The organism is Celeribacter halophilus, from assembly GCF_018860305.1.
GTDB classification, from domain to species: Bacteria; Pseudomonadota; Alphaproteobacteria; order Rhodobacterales; family Rhodobacteraceae; genus Celeribacter; species Celeribacter halophilus_A.
Genome location: NZ_JAHKPE010000031.1, coordinates 887,183 through 901,994 on the forward strand (window position 1 = coordinate 887,183; position 14,812 = coordinate 901,994).

Annotated in this window: 14 protein-coding genes; 5 read left to right on the forward strand and 9 right to left on the reverse strand. The window is 59.9% G+C overall.

Annotated elements, in window-relative coordinates:
• Positions 1-12: 12 nt before the first annotated feature.
• Entirely contained in the window at positions 13-2,958 is a 2,946-nt protein-coding gene (gene ileS, locus KO492_RS16220) for an isoleucine--tRNA ligase (protein WP_216045967.1), read from the reverse strand.
• 654 nt (positions 2,959-3,612) lie between these two features.
• Between ileS and KO492_RS16225 the strand changes: the two genes are divergently transcribed.
• Positions 3,613-4,032, forward strand: coding sequence for a group III truncated hemoglobin (locus KO492_RS16225; protein WP_066599665.1), 420 nt, complete (start codon positions 3,613-3,615; stop codon positions 4,030-4,032).
• A gap of 2 nt (positions 4,033-4,034) precedes the next feature.
• On the opposite strand, the gene KO492_RS16230 is transcribed toward KO492_RS16225, so the two are convergent.
• Together KO492_RS16230 and KO492_RS16235 are read right to left on the reverse strand one after the other, a co-directional pair.
• A complete protein-coding gene (locus KO492_RS16230) occupies positions 4,035-5,060 on the reverse strand; it encodes a YcjF family protein (protein WP_216045873.1) in 1,026 nt (341 codons plus the stop codon).
• Positions 5,057-6,460 carry a YcjX family protein gene (locus KO492_RS16235; RefSeq protein WP_216045874.1) on the reverse strand — a complete coding sequence of 468 codons (1,404 nt, stop codon included), beginning with the start codon at positions 6,458-6,460 and terminating at the stop codon, positions 5,057-5,059. Before KO492_RS16235 ends, KO492_RS16230 begins: the two co-directional genes overlap by 4 nt.
• A 108-nt stretch (positions 6,461-6,568) precedes the next feature.
• On the opposite strand from KO492_RS16235, the gene truA reads away from it, so the two are divergent.
• The 4 genes from truA to KO492_RS16255 all read left to right on the forward strand — a co-directional run bounded on the left by truA (position 6,569) and on the right by KO492_RS16255 (position 10,398).
• The gene (truA, locus tag KO492_RS16240) at positions 6,569-7,339 is read left to right on the forward strand and encodes a tRNA pseudouridine(38-40) synthase TruA (protein ID WP_216045875.1); all 771 of its coding nucleotides are present in this window, start codon (positions 6,569-6,571) and stop codon (positions 7,337-7,339) included.
• 148 nt (positions 7,340-7,487) lie between these two features.
• On the forward strand, positions 7,488-7,637 hold the full coding sequence (locus tag KO492_RS16245) for a hypothetical protein (protein ID WP_216045876.1): 150 nt from the start codon (positions 7,488-7,490) through the stop codon (positions 7,635-7,637).
• A gap of 213 nt (positions 7,638-7,850) precedes the next feature.
• Positions 7,851-9,599 (forward strand): sugar phosphorylase, encoded by a 1,749-nt coding sequence (locus KO492_RS16250; protein ID WP_216045877.1) that lies wholly within the window; start codon positions 7,851-7,853, stop codon positions 9,597-9,599.
• 145 nt (positions 9,600-9,744) lie between these two features.
• Positions 9,745-10,398 carry a TetR/AcrR family transcriptional regulator gene (locus KO492_RS16255; RefSeq protein ID WP_216045878.1) on the forward strand — a complete coding sequence of 218 codons (654 nt, stop codon included), beginning with the start codon at positions 9,745-9,747 and terminating at the stop codon, positions 10,396-10,398.
• Between the two features lie 5 nt (positions 10,399-10,403).
• On the opposite strand, the gene KO492_RS16260 is transcribed toward KO492_RS16255, so the two are convergent.
• From KO492_RS16260 to KO492_RS16285, 6 genes are all read right to left on the reverse strand, one after another.
• The gene (locus tag KO492_RS16260) at positions 10,404-10,718 is read right to left on the reverse strand and encodes a DMT family transporter (protein ID WP_216045879.1); all 315 of its coding nucleotides are present in this window, start codon (positions 10,716-10,718) and stop codon (positions 10,404-10,406) included.
• Positions 10,719-10,720: 2 nt separating this feature from the next.
• The gene (locus KO492_RS16265) at positions 10,721-11,764 is read right to left on the reverse strand and encodes a heme-dependent oxidative N-demethylase family protein (protein WP_216045880.1); all 1,044 of its coding nucleotides are present in this window, start codon (positions 11,762-11,764) and stop codon (positions 10,721-10,723) included.
• Between the two features lie 12 nt (positions 11,765-11,776).
• The gene (locus KO492_RS16270; RefSeq protein ID WP_216045881.1) at positions 11,777-12,721 is read right to left on the reverse strand and encodes a PDR/VanB family oxidoreductase; all 945 of its coding nucleotides are present in this window, start codon (positions 12,719-12,721) and stop codon (positions 11,777-11,779) included.
• Complete coding sequence (locus KO492_RS16275) at positions 12,718-13,311, reverse strand: dimethylamine monooxygenase subunit DmmA family protein (protein WP_216045882.1); 594 nt, start codon at positions 13,309-13,311, stop codon at positions 12,718-12,720. The genes KO492_RS16270 and KO492_RS16275 overlap by 4 nt, the downstream gene beginning before the upstream one ends.
• An 85-nt stretch (positions 13,312-13,396) precedes the next feature.
• Positions 13,397-14,530, reverse strand: a complete 1,134-nt coding sequence (locus tag KO492_RS16280) for an aminomethyltransferase family protein (protein ID WP_216045883.1) — start codon at positions 14,528-14,530, stop codon at positions 13,397-13,399.
• 98 nt (positions 14,531-14,628) lie between these two features.
• Positions 14,629-14,805 carry a hypothetical protein gene (locus KO492_RS16285; RefSeq protein ID WP_156444344.1) on the reverse strand — a complete coding sequence of 59 codons (177 nt, stop codon included), beginning with the start codon at positions 14,803-14,805 and terminating at the stop codon, positions 14,629-14,631.
• Between the last annotated feature and the right edge of the window lie 7 nt (positions 14,806-14,812).

Sequence of the window (14,812 nt, forward strand, 5' to 3'; positions counted from 1 at the left end):
CTCGGCCTAATATCAGCCCAGCGCCTCGTCACAGCGGGCACAGACCCCTGCGTGGCTATGGGTGCCGACATCGGGCAGGATTTTCCAGCAGCGCTGGCACTTCTCGCCCTCGGCCTTCTCGAACACCACGCCGATGCCCTCGACCTCGCCATCCAGACGGAAAGCCTCGTTCGGCGTCGGATCATCGGTGAGCGTGATCGCGGAGGTGATGCAAAGATCATCGAAATCGACCGTCTTGAGCGCCGTCAGAAGCGCTGCGTCCTCGACATGCACCACCGGAGCCGCCTCAAGAGACGCCCCGATCACCTTGTCGCGGCGCTGCACTTCGAGAGCGGCAGTCACGACGCGGCGGGCCTTGCGGATACCGGCCCATTTCTCCGCCAGATCGCCATCAAGCCAACCCGGTGCAGGAGCCGGGAAATCGACCAGATGAACCGAACTATCATCACCGGGGAAACGCTCAAGCCAGACTTCTTCCATGGTGAAGGTCAGGATCGGCGCGAGCCAAGTGGTCAGGCGATGGAACAGGATGTCGAGAACCGTGCGGGCCGCGCGGCGGCGCTCTGTGTCGCCATCGCAATAGAGCACGTCCTTGCGGATGTCGAAATAGAAGGCCGACAGATCGACAGTCGCGAAATTGAACACCGCCTGCCAGACGCCCGAGAAATCGAAATTCTCGTAGCCTTCGCGCACTGTGGTGTCGAGTTCCGCCAGACGATGCAGCACCCAGCGTTCCAGTTCCGGCATCTGCGCGGGATCGACCCGATCCGCCTCGGAAAAGTCCGCGAGCGAGCCAAGCATAAACCGCATGGTGTTGCGCAGGCGACGGTAGCTGTCCGCCACGCCCTTGAGGATTTCCGGCCCGATCCGCTGATCGGCAGTGTAATCGGTCTGCGCCACCCACAAGCGCAGAATATCCGCGCCGTATTGTTTGACGATCTGCTCCGGCACGATGGTGTTGCCCAAAGACTTGGACATCTTCATGCCCTTCTCGTCGAGGGTAAACCCGTGCGTCACAACATTCCTATACGGCGCACGCCCCTTGGTGCCACATGCCTGCAACAGCGAGGAATGGAACCAGCCGCGATGCTGGTCTGTGCCTTCGAGATAGACATCGGCGATGCCATCCGGCGTTCCATCTTCACGGTCGCGCAGCACAAAGGCATGAGTTGAACCGGAATCGAACCACACGTCCAGAACGTCGAACACCTGCTCATAGTCGTCAGGGTTCACAATGCCGCCCAGAACTTTTGCCTTGAACCCGTCCTCATACCAGACATCCGCGCCGTTTTCCTCGAACGCGGCAGAGATGCGCTGGTTGACCTCGTCATTGCGCAGCAGGAAATCATCATCCGTGGGCAGCGCGCCTTTCTTGGTGAAACAGGTGAGCGGCACACCCCACGCCCGTTGACGCGACAGCACCCAATCAGGGCGGCTTTCGATCATCGAATAAAGCCGGTTGCGTCCGGTTTGCGGCGTCCATTTCACCAGCTCGTCAATCGAGCGCAGCGCCCGTTCACGGATGCTGTCGCCATAGGTGCCCATGCCATCGTCGAGCTTCTTGTCAACTGAAGCAAACCACTGCGGCGTGTTGCGGAAGATCACCGGCGCTTTCGAGCGCCACGAATGCGGATAGGAGTGGGTCACACGGCCACGCGCAATGATCCCGCCCGCTTCCACGAGCTTGGCGATCACGGCGGTGTTGGCCTTGCCCTCTTTGCCCTTGCGATCGATGACAGTGAGCCCCGCGAAGAACGGCACATGGGGCAGGAATTCGCTTTCCTCACCCACGTTATGCGTCATCCGGTCGAGCCAGTTGCGCTTGACGAAACATTCGTAGTCGTCGGCCCCGTGGCTGGGCGCGGTGTGGACAAAGCCCGTCCCCGCATCATCGGTGACGTGGTCGCCGTCAATCATGGGCACATCATAGTCCCAGAAGCCATCCGCACCGTCGAGACCGGCAAACGGATGGGCAAGGATCAGAGAGCCAAGCTCGTCCGCAGTGACATCGCGCACGCGGGTGAACTCGGTGACGCGGGATTTGGACAAAGCGTCCTCGGCCAGCGTATCGGCAAAGACATAAAGATCGCCCGCCTTGGTCCAGCTTTCCTCTTCGGTCGCGTCCACACGATAGAGCCCGTAGGCAATCTTCGGATTATAGGCGACGGCCTTGTTCGACGGGATCGTCCAAGGCGTCGTGGTCCAGATCACGATCCGCGCCTGCAACAACTCCGTGTCCATGCAGGCGCCGGTGTTGTCAAAGTCATCGGCAGAGCGCACAGCAAAGGGCACCCAGATCGTGTGCGACTTGTGGTCGTGATATTCGATCTCGGCTTCCGCCAGCGCGGTTTTCTCAACCGGAGACCACATCACGGGTTTGGAGCCTTGATACAGCGTGCCATTCATCAGGAATTTCATGAATTCCTCGGCGATCACGGCTTCGGCGTGATAATTCATAGTCAGATAGGGATCGTCCCATGTGCCATAAACACCAAGACGTTTGAATTCCTCGCGCTGGATATTCACCCATTCATCGGCAAAGGCACGGCATTCGCGGCGGAAATCAATAACCGGCACGTCGTCCTTATTCTTGCCCTTCTTGCGGTATTGCTCTTCGATCTTCCACTCGATCGGCAGGCCGTGACAATCCCAACCCGGCACATAGCGCGCGTCAAAACCCATCATCTGATGGCTGCGCGTGATGATGTCCTTGATCGTCTTGTTCAGGGCGTGGCCGATGTGCAAATGCCCGTTGGCATAGGGCGGGCCATCGTGCAGCACAAAGGACGGACGCCCGTCCGCCTTACCCTTTTCGCGGAGTTTCTCGTAAACACCAATCTTGGCCCAACGCTCCAGCCAGCCGGGTTCGCGTTTCGGCAGGCCCGCACGCATCGGGAAGTCGGTTTTCGGCAGATTAAGCGTTTCTTTATAATCGGGTGTGGTCGTCTCGGAACACATGTCGGTTCGGTCCTTGAGGGAGGTGTGGGGATATTCGAAGTCGGCGCGGGTCTCCATACGCCTTGTCCCGGCGGCTCGCGGGGCCCAAGAGTGGGTCAGAGCGCCGGGCTGATAATTCGTATAATAATCGCCACAAAATTCATACGCGCCTTATAGGACGCAGCAGACGGGCGGTAAACCCGTCTTGACGCCGCCGCGATATGAAAAAGGGACGCCCGAAGGCATCCCTTGCTCATAAGCTCTCTGGCGGGCTGGATGGCTGGATGGCTGCGTGGCTGGCGGGGTTCCTCGCTGGGGCCCTTTCAGGCATCTCTGGCTCGGTTGCCTTGCGTGCTACGGCGCTGTCTTGCCGGCTGGATCGCTTGAATGACATGACATCGCAAATCGTCTTGATCACAATGCCAACCCCGCTTGGGGATCAAAATCTTGGCTCTATCGCGGAAGTGGCTCGGAGAATGGCTGCCTGTCAGGTGGCTTTTCGTCCTCGCTGATCCTCATATAGGCAGGCCAAACGCGGGATGCAAGAATTTTTTTCAACAAAATCAAATAGTTGACTAATTTACTCGGCAATAAAAACACTCAGGAATAGCGCGACATCACGGCGCTGGCGGAAAAAATCCATTCCGAATATAGCTTTATGCAAAGGAGCCCCCGATGACAGAGACCCGTTCCGCCCTGCCGCCGAAATTCGACCTCAGCCATGCCGACATGGATCGCGTGATCAAACGCTTCTACGCGGCGGTGCGACAGCATCCCGAACTGGGGCCTGTCTTTGGCGCCCATGTCGAAAACTGGCCGGAGCATGAAGAAAAGATCGGACGGTTCTGGCGCAATGCGATTCTGCATGAACGGAATTATGACGGCTTCCCGCAGCGCGTGCATCTGATGGCGCCGGAGGTGAAGGAGCATCACTTTGCCATATGGCTCGCGCTGTTTGACGAGACCCTGAATGCAGAGCTTGATGCCGAAACTGCCGCCAAATGGTCCGCGATTGCCCACCGGATCGGGCGGGCCTTTCGTATGGGGATCGTCCAGCGCGACCAGCCCAAAGACGCACCGCCGAAGCTGTTCTGAGCCTACCCGGCGCTCTTCTCCGCACCCTTGTCGAACAATCCGGTCAACGCACGTTTCACCGTGCCGGAGACAGACGGTTTTGACAGTTTCATAAAGGGCAGCGGACGGCAGACCTCAATCGCAGCCACGCCGACACGCGCGGTCAGGGCACCGTTGACAACGCCCTCCCCGAACCGGCGCGAAATCTTCGCCATGACACCGCCACCCGCCATCGTGCCGATGAGATCATCGCCCACGGCCACAGCGCCCGTGGCCACCAGATGCGTCAGCACAGAGCGCGTCACCCGCCACGATCCCAGCGTGCCGGAGCGCCCGCCGTAAATCTCCGCAATCCGCCGGATCATCCGCAGATTCGCGGTCAGCGCTGCAAAGACATCGGCCAAGGCCAGGGGCACAAGTGCGGTCACGGTCGCCACTTGGCGCGCGGCGGCTTCCACCTCGCGACGGGCCGCGGCATCAAGCGGGGCGAGCAATTCTGCCTCGGCCAGTCCCAGCACACCATCCGCATCGAACAATTCGCCCTGACGCTCCGCAAACCGCTCACGCCCCCAAGACAGCTCGTCACGATGGGCATAGAGCGCCACGAGCTTGTCACTCACCCTGCGCGCCGCCTTGAGATCACCCTGCCCCCCCGCATCGGTCGCCGCCGTTTGCAGGCTGTCGATCCGCTTCAGACGGGCAAAGGCCGAAAGCTCCTTCAGCGCAATCGCTGCCAGAACCACCAGAAACGCGCCGGTCAGCCCTAAGGCGACATAGCCCAGAACCTGATTGCGCGCGATGAGACCCGCGATAAAGTCATAGGCCGCAAGCGACAGGACAAAGGTGAACAGCGCCGCAAACAGCCGCCAGAACCACCGCGCCAACGTCGAAGGCTTGCGCGCCGCCAGAACCGCTACCCGCTCCATCGCCGCAGGACGGGCCAGAGGAGCAAGGTCGGGCACAGGCTCGGCGGTGGACGGATTCACCGTCGCCTCGTCTTCCAGCTCAATCAGAACAGGACCACGCTTTTCGGGCGGATGCTCACTCATAGCTTGTCTCCGATCAGGAATTCTGCGGCGCGGTCAAGCCGGATATGGGGCGGCCCTTCACCGGGGCGCAGGGTCAGCCGCGCAGGGCGGAATTTCATGATTTCATATTGCCCGTCGAGCCATTTCTCCGCGCCATTGCGAGCCGGTGACAGGATATGCGCCGGATCTTGCGGCAATTCGCCGGGATAAAAAGCCGCCCGCTTGCCGCCCTCAGTAGTGCCGCGTACGACATCAAGGCTCTGGCCCTCGTGCTCCATCGTCTCCTCCACCGTTGCACGCAGGGCGGCCATCGACATGGCCTGCGTTCCCGCCCCCGCAAAATCGGCACGATCACGCGCCTCGCGCACCAAAGCCTCCATGATCGCGGTCAGGCGCGGGTGCTGGCTGTGGTGGATATGGTCGGCTTTCGTGGCGGCAAAGAGAATTTTCTCCACCTTGTGCTGTCCAAGCAGGGACATGATCCGCCCCACCCGACCCGGACGGAACGCGGCGAGAATATCGGCCATCGTGCGGCGCAAATCCTCGACCGCTTTCGGGCCGGAATGAATCGCGCCCAGCGCATCGACCAGAACAATCTGGCGATCAATGCGGGAGAAATGGTCGCGGAAGAACGGTTTGACCACTTCGCGTTTGTAGGCCTCATAGCGGCGCTCGAATTCGCGCTTGAGCGACCCGCGCGGCGCGTCCCCCTCCGGCAGGGGCGCGAAGGTGAGCACCGGAGAGCCCTCAAGCTCGCCCGGCAACAGGAACCGGCCCGGCGTGCAATCCGAGTAGCCCGCTTCCCGCGCCGCTTTGAGATAGGTGGTGAAGCTCTCCGCCAGAGCCTTGGCCGCAGGCTCGTCCTGTTTGGCGGTCGGGTCGCTGGCCTCAAGTGCCGCCACAAAAGCCGCCCCTTCGACACGATCCCGCGCCGCGGCTAGCGCCTCTGCCGACCATTCCGCATAGGACTTTTCCATAAGCCCCAGATCCAGCAGCCATTCACCGGGGTAATCGACAATATCGAGATGCACGGTGCGCGGTCCTGTGAGACCGCCCAAAAGACCGGCGGGACGGACCTTGAACGACAGGCGCAACTCGGAGACGGCACGGGTGCTGTCCGGCCAATGCGGCTCCGGCGCGGTGAGCGCCGAGAGATGCGTTTCATAGTCGAAACGCGGCACCGTATCGTCGGGCTGCGGTTGCAGATAGGCGGCACTGATCGCACTGGCAGGGCCAAACTGCGCCATACGCCCGCGATCCAGAAGATTGGCCACCAAAGAGGTGATGAAAACCGTCTTGCCCGCACGCGACAGCCCCGTAACTCCCAGCCGGATAACCGGCTCGAACAGGGCTTCGTGAACGCCATCCTGCACGGTCTCTACGCCGCGAAAAATCCGGTCTGCTATGTCGTTGAGGATCACGCCCGTTGCCTTTTTTCAGATGTTTACAGCTTCAACATAGGCATTCACGCCGCGGCATGTAAGGGAGAAAGACTGGACGCCCTCCCCTCTCTCGGCTATTGCCGCCCCATGCCCAGATATGCCCTGAAAATCGAATATCACGGCGCGCCTTTCGCCGGATGGCAGCGCCAGAAAGAACATCCCTCCGTCCAGCAGGCGGTGGAAGAGGCCTTGCGCAAACTCGAACCCGACTGTCCGGGGATCGGCGCGGCGGGCCGCACGGATGCAGGCGTCCATGCCACCGCACAGGTTGCGCATTGCGATATGGTAAAAGACTGGGATCCGTTCCGTCTCAGCGAGGCACTGAACCATCACCTCAAACCCAACCCCGTGGCCATTATGGAAGCCGCGCGGGTGGATGAGAACTGGCACGCGCGGTTCTCGGCCCGCGAACGGCGCTATATGTTCCGGCTGATTTCGCGGCGCGCGCCCTTGGTGCATGAGGCGGGGCTGGCGTGGCGCGTCAATCACCCGCTGGATCGCGATGCGATGCAGGAGGGGGCCGACCGGCTTGTGGGTCTGCACGATTTCACCACCTTCCGCTCGACCATGTGTCAGGCCGACAGCCCCGTGAAAACCCTCGACGAGGCACGAGTGGAGGTCATGGACATCCCCTACGGGCAGGAATTCCGCTTTTACTTTCGGGCGCGGTCTTTCCTGCACAATCAGGTGCGCAGCTTTGTCGGCACGCTGGAACGTGTCGGCGCGGGAACATGGACGCCCGATGATGTGACACAGGCGCTGGAGGCCTGCGACCGTGCGGCCTGTGGTCCGGTATGCCCGCCCGAGGGGCTTTATCTTGTGGGCGTCGGCTATCCGGATGATCCGTTCAAAGCCTGAGTGTTTCGCGCATTGAGGGCGGGGCCTTCAAGCCGTTGTTCCGAAACATATCAAATCTCGCGAACCTCCCCAAAGCGGCCCAAGCCTCGCCCCAATTCAGCCCGATTCTCCTGACAGAACTTCCTGTGCAAGCTACGGGAGAACCAGCATGTCTCTGTTCGATGTCACCTTTGATCAACTGGCCATGGCCATCATGACCACCATCGCGATCCGCGAGGCGATGATCGTGACCCTGCCCGATCATATCGCCGGTCCGGGCGGTTGGCTGATTGACACGGCAGTTGGCGACCGAGTCTGAAAGCACGCCCGCACAGGCCGTCCATCTCTCGCGAAAAGCAGCCAATTTCACCGAAACTGTTTCGACTGCCCAAAAATAAAGCAGGTTTCAAAGCGCTTTCGCTCTTTCCTTAAAATTTGCACAAGAAAGCTTCGTTTTCCCCGAAACCTGCATTGAACCTGTGCAGAGGGTCTGTTCTATCCCGAAGAAAAGACAACCACGAAGGGGACGCCGATGGCCAAACCATCTTCGCAAATCAGCACACGGCTGCGCGCGCTGATCGAACAGATTTATCCGGAGCTGGACAGCAAGCAGCTTGCCGAACAAATCGTGGATGCATTCTGGCCCGAAGGAACGAAACCGCGCTCCCGCACCCGCGCACCGGGCAACAGTCTCTGGAACGAGACCGACACGCTGGTCATCACCTACGGCAATTCCCTTGTGGACGGTCAGCACAAGCCGCTGGACCTGTTGCGCGATTTTCTCAATCGCTATCTCAAGGGCGTGGTGCATGGTGTGCATATCCTGCCCTTCTTTCCCTTCACCTCCGACGACGGTTTCGCGGTCACGGATTACCGTCAAGTGAACAGCCAGCTTGGCGAATGGGCCGACATCGAGCGCATCGGAAGCGAATTCCGCCTGATGTCCGATCTGGTGCTGAACCACGTCTCTTCCATGTCCACATGGTTCTCCGAATACCGTCAGGGCCATGCCCCCTATGACAAGTTCTTTGTCGAGGTTGATCCCGACACCGATGTCAGTCAGGTCGTGCGCCCGCGCACCTCGCCCCTGCTGCGCGAGGTGAACACGGTCAACGGGCCGAAACATGTCTGGTGCACCTTCAGCCATGACCAGGTCGACGTGGATTTCCACAATCCCGAAGTCCTGCTGGAATTCCTGCGGATCATGCGCCTGCATATCGACAAGGGCGTGCGCATTGTGCGGCTTGATGCTGTGGCCTTCATCTGGAAAGAGCTTGGCACATCCTGCATCCACCTGCCCCAGACCCATGCCATCGTGCGCCTGATGAGGCTGTTGTGCGACTATGCCGAAGAACGTGTGGTGCTTCTGACCGAGACCAATGTGCCCAATGCGGAAAACCTGAGCTATTTCGGCAACCGCAACGAAGCGCATATGATCTACAACTTCTCGCTGCCGCCGCTGCTGCTGCATGCGCTTCTGTCGGGAAGCTCCACCTATCTCAACCAGTGGCTCATGCGGATGCCGCCTGCGCAACTGGGCTGCGCCTATCTCAACTTTGCCGCCTCTCATGACGGGATCGGTGTGCGCGGGGCTGAAGGGCTTCTGGCGCCCGAAGAACTGGGCGAAGTGATCCAGTGCGTGCGCGACTTTGGCGGGCTTGTCTCCATGCGCGCACTGCCGGATGGCTCGGAAAAACCCTACGAGCTCAACATCACCTATTTCGATGCGCTCAAAGGCACGATCAAAGGGGGCGAGGACGATCATCAAGTCGCGCGCTTCCTGTGTTCCCAGACCATCGTCATGTCGCTCGAAGGGGTGCCTGCCTTCTACATCCACTCGCTTCTCGCCACCCATAACGATCACGCGGGCGTCGAGAAAACCGGTGTCAAACGTGCCATCAACCGGCATCGCTGGGACTATCCGGAACTGCGCAAACTGCTCGACGACCCCGAAAGCGAAAATGCTCAGGTTCTGGCGGAAATGAAGCGCCGGATCTCCATTCGCATCGCGCAAAAAGCATTCCACCCGAATGCCACCCAGTTCACCATGCAACTGGGCGAAGAGATTTTCGGTATCTGGCGGCAGTCTCCCGCCCGCGATCAGTCGATTTTCGCGATCCATAACGTCACCGACAAAGAGGTCGAAGTGCCGCATATTGCGATCAACCTGATCGAAGGCGAAAACTGGTATGACCTGTTGACGGGGAAAAAGATCGACCTGTCCAATCCGAACATCACCTTTGCCCCCTATCAGTGCCGCTGGATTTCCAACCGACTCTGACAGCGGGTAGGCATCAACATCCTGGCAAAACAGGGCGCTCCGATCGGGCGCCCTATTTGTTCTCAGTGATTGACCTCACATCTCCGGCGCAGTAGGCCCAGTGATCAAAGTTTCACGACCCGCGATTAAAGACCCGAGATTTCAAATGCCCCTTACGCTTGATGCCCTGATTGAACAGTTGAAAACAGGTGCCGCGACCAACGAAATTTACGGTGTCTCCGCCCCCTCCTCACGCAGCCGCGCAACGGTCGAGAAAGTTCTCGAAGAAGCCGTCGAAGTGCTCGCAAGCGACGGGGTGAGCGGGCTGAGCTTTCGCGCACTGGCGCGGCGCTGTGATATGCGGCTGAGCAATCTGCAATATTACTTCACCACGCAGGACGATCTCCTGACCGCGCTGACACGTTATGCGCTGGCCGAACGGTTCGAGGAATTGCGCCGGAAAGGCACGCTCAAAATGCCCGACCCGCGCGAGAGGTTTCATGCCTATCTGACCTTCCGCATGGACCGCGCCGCCGATCCCCGAGCGCGGCTGATCACCACCGCCCTCAAGGATCTGGCGCAGCGCCACGACGGACCGGCCCGCCATTTCGCCGCGACCTGCCGGTTCCACAACGCCGTGCTCGAAGACATGATCACAGAGTTCGCCCCCGATCTGGAGGAGGCAGAAATCGCCCGAAAGGCCGCGATGATCGCCGCACTTCTGGACAGTCTCGGGCCGGTTGGCGGGCGTCTCTATGAACCGCCCGCAGGTCTGCGCCGCGCGGTTCTGGAACAGGCGCATCGCTTGGCGGGGCTGTAACCCGCTCAGGTGCTGATCTTCATCAACCCCATTCCCGCCACGATCAAAGCCGCCGCCGCAATGCGCGACAGGTTCAGCGCCTCACCATGCAGGATGATTCCGGCGATAAACGCCCCGATGGCACCGATGCCGACCCAGACCATATAGGACGTGCCCAACGGCAGGCTCTTCATCGCAACCGAGAGCAGACCGAAAGAGGCGAGCATGGCGACCACCGTCAGCACACTCGGCCAGAACACGGAAAACCCGTTGGAGGACTTCATGGCGGTGGCCCAAACCACCTCCAGAAGCCCCGCGATTGTCAGCAGAACCCACGCCATATCTATGCGTCCGGGAAAATGCCGGGCGATGTTGGCGCGCCGTCATCGAATTGCGAGAGATAGGTCACGATGGTCTCCTGATTGACTGCAAAGCCTTTGTAATCCGCCAGATCAGGGTCAATGTCGCGCAGCACACGGTGCAGGCGGCGACCCCATTTGGGAACACTAGCAAGGTCTTCGAGATTGGCAAGATAGCAGCGGATCGGAAAAGCCAGCGCATTGGAGCGCGGCAGGCGGAAAAAGGTCTGCAACTCAACGCGCAGGAATTGTTTCTGCCCGACATTCTCCGGCGTGATGGTGCGCTTCTCCGGCCCCCATTTGTGGTAGTTCTCGGGGCTTGTGTCGAGACGCGGGTTCACGGTCATGGTCCAGTTCAGGCGGCGGTAGTGCTGCCCCTGCCCCACGGCCAGCAGGAATTTCAGCGCCTTGTCGAACACGCCCATCTTGCGTGCTTTCGGCACGGGCGCGTGCCATTCGAAAAAGTTCATCCCCACATCGAAATCCAGCGACCAGTCCGCCTGAGATGTCACCATCCCTGCATCCATCCAGAGGTTTCCGTCCCGCTCATGCAAAAGCGCGAAATCGCCCTGAGTCTGGCGGGTGATATATTCCATCGGCCCACACGGCAGCGTGGTCGGGTCGAGGAAGGTGAATTTCTTTTCGATCCCGAGCGGCTTGTTGATCCAGTGCCAGTCATTGCCATCACGGTGCAGCGTGAACAGGTCCGGATAGTCGCGCGCCTTCGACACCATGATGAGTTCGAGCAAATCCCAGCCCGCAAGCTCCATATGCGGCAGGGACTGACAGCGCAGCGGGTCTTCCGCCAGCGTGATCTCGCGGTCCTTCATCTCCGCCACATAGTGCTCGTCCACATCGAATTTGAATTCGAACGGCGTGCCTTTCGGCCCACCCGGATGCTGTTCGATGTTGACCGAATACATGTAGCTGTCCTGATCGAACGGGAACGGAAAGCGGCGGATGGCTTCGGGGGAATTGTGATAGGTGTAATCACCCCGAAAGGTTTCGTCATTGAAGTGCATGGTCATAGGTCCGTCTCCTCACAGGTCCAGTTCAAGCCGCGTGCCTTTGAAACGCGACATGCAGGGCATGATGTCTTGTTGTGCGGCACGCTCGTCTTCCGAGAGCCAGTGATCATTGTGCAAAATGCGCCCGTCGCAGGCCGTCACCTTGGTCTGACAGCGCCCGCAGGCTCCGCCACGGCAGGAATACTCCACCTCCACCTTGGCCTCTTCCAGCGCCTCAAGAAGGCTTTGATCGGCTTTCACCGTGATGCTCTGGCCGGTGGATTTCACGACGACATCAAAGGGTTCCCCCGGCGGTGGGGCCGAGAAGGCTTCCGAATGCACCGCCGTTTCGGGCCAGTTCAGACGCGCCGCCTGATCGGCCACAGCCTCAATTAGCCCTTCGGGGCCGCAGGTGTAGACATGGGTGCCCAGCGGTTGCCCGTCGAGAATAGCACCCAGATCCATCCGCGCGCCTTCATCCGAGATATGCACATGGATATGCGCCGACTCGGGCAGAAGCTTCAGACCCGCTGCCTCGTCCCGCGTGCGCGCGGCGTAATGCAGTTCGTAGGGTTTCTGCTCCATGTCGAGTTGCTTGAGTTGCGACAGAAACGGCGTGATGCCGATGCCGCCGCCGATCAACACATGTTTGCGCGCGCGCAGATCAAGCTGGAACAGGTTTGATGGCGTAGAAACGGTGATTTCATCACCTTCCGACACTTTCGTATGCATATAGAGCGAACCGCCCCGCCCCTGATCCTCACGCCGCACGGCGATCTCATAGGCCGACCCGTCATAGGGATCGGAAATCAGGGAATAGGAATTGCGGCGGATGATATCGCCTTCCGGCATCTCCACCGTGATATGCGCCCCGCCCGAGAATACCGGCAGCGTCGCCCCTGTCGGGTCTTCAAAGCGGAAGCGTTTGACCAGCGGCGAAAGCGTTTCGACTTCGGTGACTTTCAACGCAAGCTTCATGGGCGGATCTCCACGGTTTCAGGCACCACACCCGGCGTTTCCGCATCGACGCAAACCCCTTGGAACACGCCCAGACGGCGGGAGAAATGGTCCCGCACGAAAAGCGTCAGCCCGCAGTGGCTACAGGTAAAGGGATCGGTCGTCACATCCTCGGTGATGCCCTTGCAATGCACACATTGCATCCGGCGCGCGATAGGGCCGCGATGTTCGCTCTGGATGACATCAAGCGGCAGACCTTGGGCGAAAGCGATGGCACTGACATGGCCGATCAGCCCTTCGGAGCCGGCCAGATAAAGCTGCGTGCCCATGCGCGCCTCGCCCAGAAGCTGCGTGATGACAGGTGTGGCGGCGTCAAAATCCGGTGCTTCATGCACGGCAGCGGGGGCGGGAGTGCGCAGCACATCCACGCCACATCCGATCAACACCACATAGGCATGGTCCATGACGGAGGCATCAGAGGCGGCCAGATCGGCAAGCGCACCCGCGCCCGCCTCATCCGCGACCATGATCGCGGGGGCCGCGCCTTGCGAGACAAGCCCCGTATAGGTCGGCCTGCTCGGGATTGAAGGGGTAAATTCAGTGTTCGGCATTGCGTGTTTCCAGCGAAATCCTGTTGGTCTCAGGAGGCGGGCACCGACCTGTGCCCGCCTCATAAGTCTTTGTGCGTTATGAGGGTTAGCCCTTGGCGGTGCGTCGCTTCTTGTCGACGTCATAGAAGGGCATCGGATGTGCCACGGCCTTGATCTCGCCATCGGGGTTCTTCACGGTCAGTTCCGTGCCCTCCACGGCGCAATCAACCGGCATACGGGCAATGCCCACGTTGTGCTCGTTCAAAGGCGAATACATGCCGATGGTCACAACACCCACCTCTTTGCCATCCTTGAGCAAAGGCGCGCCTTCGGCGGCGGGCTCTGTGCCTTCGAGTTTCACACCGTAGATTTTGAAACGCTCCTTGCCTTTCAAACGGTAATGCTCCTCGGCACCACGGAAACCGGTCTTGCCTTTGGATACGGTGAAATCGAGACCCAGTTCCCAAAGCGTGTCGCCGGGGCCTTCGTTCTCGAACGGATACATTTCCGAATTGTCATAGGGGAAGAACAGAAGATAGCTCTCCGCACGCAGCCAGTCGAGCGTGGTGAAGCGCGTCGGGATGATGCCCATCGCCTCGCCTTCCGCAACGATTGTGTCCCAGATTTCCACGGCATCCTGACGGCGGCAGAAAATCTCGTAGCCGCGCTCACCTGTGTAGCCCGTGCGGGAAATCATCACCGGCTTGCCAAAGAGCGTCGTCTGGATATGGCTGAAATAGACCACGTCACGGATGCCCGGCACATGCTTTTCCAGATAGTCCACGGCCAGCGGCCCTTGCAGAGAAATGTCATGCAGGTCATCGTCAAAGATCACCGCAACATTGCGGCCGGCGGCATATTTGGTCATCTGCTCGTGACCCGCGCCGGAACCATGCACAACCATGAAATTCTGCGGCCCGAGGCGGTAGATCACACAGTCGTCCACGAACTTGCCAGCGTCATTGAGCATGGTGGCATAGGTCGAACGGCCGGGTTTCAGCTTTTCGATATTACGGGTCGTAGCCTTGTCGAGCACATATTGCGCATGAGGGCCGACGACATAGACTTTCTTCAGCCCCGAGACATCCATGACACCCGCCTTGGTGCGGATCGCCAGATATTCCTCCGTCTGATCCTTGTCATAGCTCCAGGCCGTGCCCATACCGCTCCAGTCCTCCAGATCAGAGCCAAGCGCGCGGTGCCGGTCTGCCAGAGCGGAAAATCTCCATGATGTGATCATTGTCTTGTCCTTAGGGTCGTATTCTTTTGCGTTTTAGGAAAACCGGCGGCGGGGGCGCCGCCGGTTCAGGGAAAGGGGTAAACCCCTATCTCGTGAGATCAGTCTTTCTTCTCGGTCGCCTTGTAGGCGTGCTCTTCATGTTTCCAGCCAAACACGATCGCGGTGACGACCATGGCCAGAACCAGCAGGAGCCAGAGACCTTCGACGGAACCGTAGCCAGCGTAGATCGCGCCGGTGATGCCGTCCCAGGATGTTGCGTCAAATGGAGCTTCCATATTGATA

Bases quoted from the DNA above. Each gene is read 5' to 3' on its own strand.
- KO492_RS16275 (WP_216045882.1), bottom strand. From the start codon at position 13,311: ATGCCGAACACTGAATTTACCCCTTCAATCCCGAGCAGGCCGACCTAT.
- truA (WP_216045875.1), top strand. From the start codon at position 6,569: ATGCCCAGATATGCCCTGAAAATCGAATATCACGGCGCGCCTTTCGCC.
- KO492_RS16245 (WP_216045876.1), top strand. From the start codon at position 7,488: ATGTCTCTGTTCGATGTCACCTTTGATCAACTGGCCATGGCCATCATG.
- KO492_RS16270 (WP_216045881.1), bottom strand. From the start codon at position 12,721: ATGAAGCTTGCGTTGAAAGTCACCGAAGTCGAAACGCTTTCGCCGCTG.
- KO492_RS16265 (WP_216045880.1), bottom strand. From the start codon at position 11,764: ATGACCATGCACTTCAATGACGAAACCTTTCGGGGTGATTACACCTAT.
- ileS (WP_216045967.1), bottom strand. From the start codon at position 2,958: ATGTGTTCCGAGACGACCACACCCGATTATAAAGAAACGCTTAATCTG.
- KO492_RS16285 (WP_156444344.1), bottom strand. From the start codon at position 14,805: ATGGAAGCTCCATTTGACGCAACATCCTGGGACGGCATCACCGGCGCG.
- KO492_RS16260 (WP_216045879.1), bottom strand. From the start codon at position 10,718: ATGGCGTGGGTTCTGCTGACAATCGCGGGGCTTCTGGAGGTGGTTTGG.
- KO492_RS16225 (WP_066599665.1), top strand. From the start codon at position 3,613: ATGACAGAGACCCGTTCCGCCCTGCCGCCGAAATTCGACCTCAGCCAT.
- KO492_RS16250 (WP_216045877.1), top strand. From the start codon at position 7,851: ATGGCCAAACCATCTTCGCAAATCAGCACACGGCTGCGCGCGCTGATC.
- KO492_RS16280 (WP_216045883.1), bottom strand. From the start codon at position 14,530: ATGATCACATCATGGAGATTTTCCGCTCTGGCAGACCGGCACCGCGCG.
- KO492_RS16230 (WP_216045873.1), bottom strand. From the start codon at position 5,060: ATGAGTGAGCATCCGCCCGAAAAGCGTGGTCCTGTTCTGATTGAGCTG.
- KO492_RS16255 (WP_216045878.1), top strand. From the start codon at position 9,745: ATGCCCCTTACGCTTGATGCCCTGATTGAACAGTTGAAAACAGGTGCC.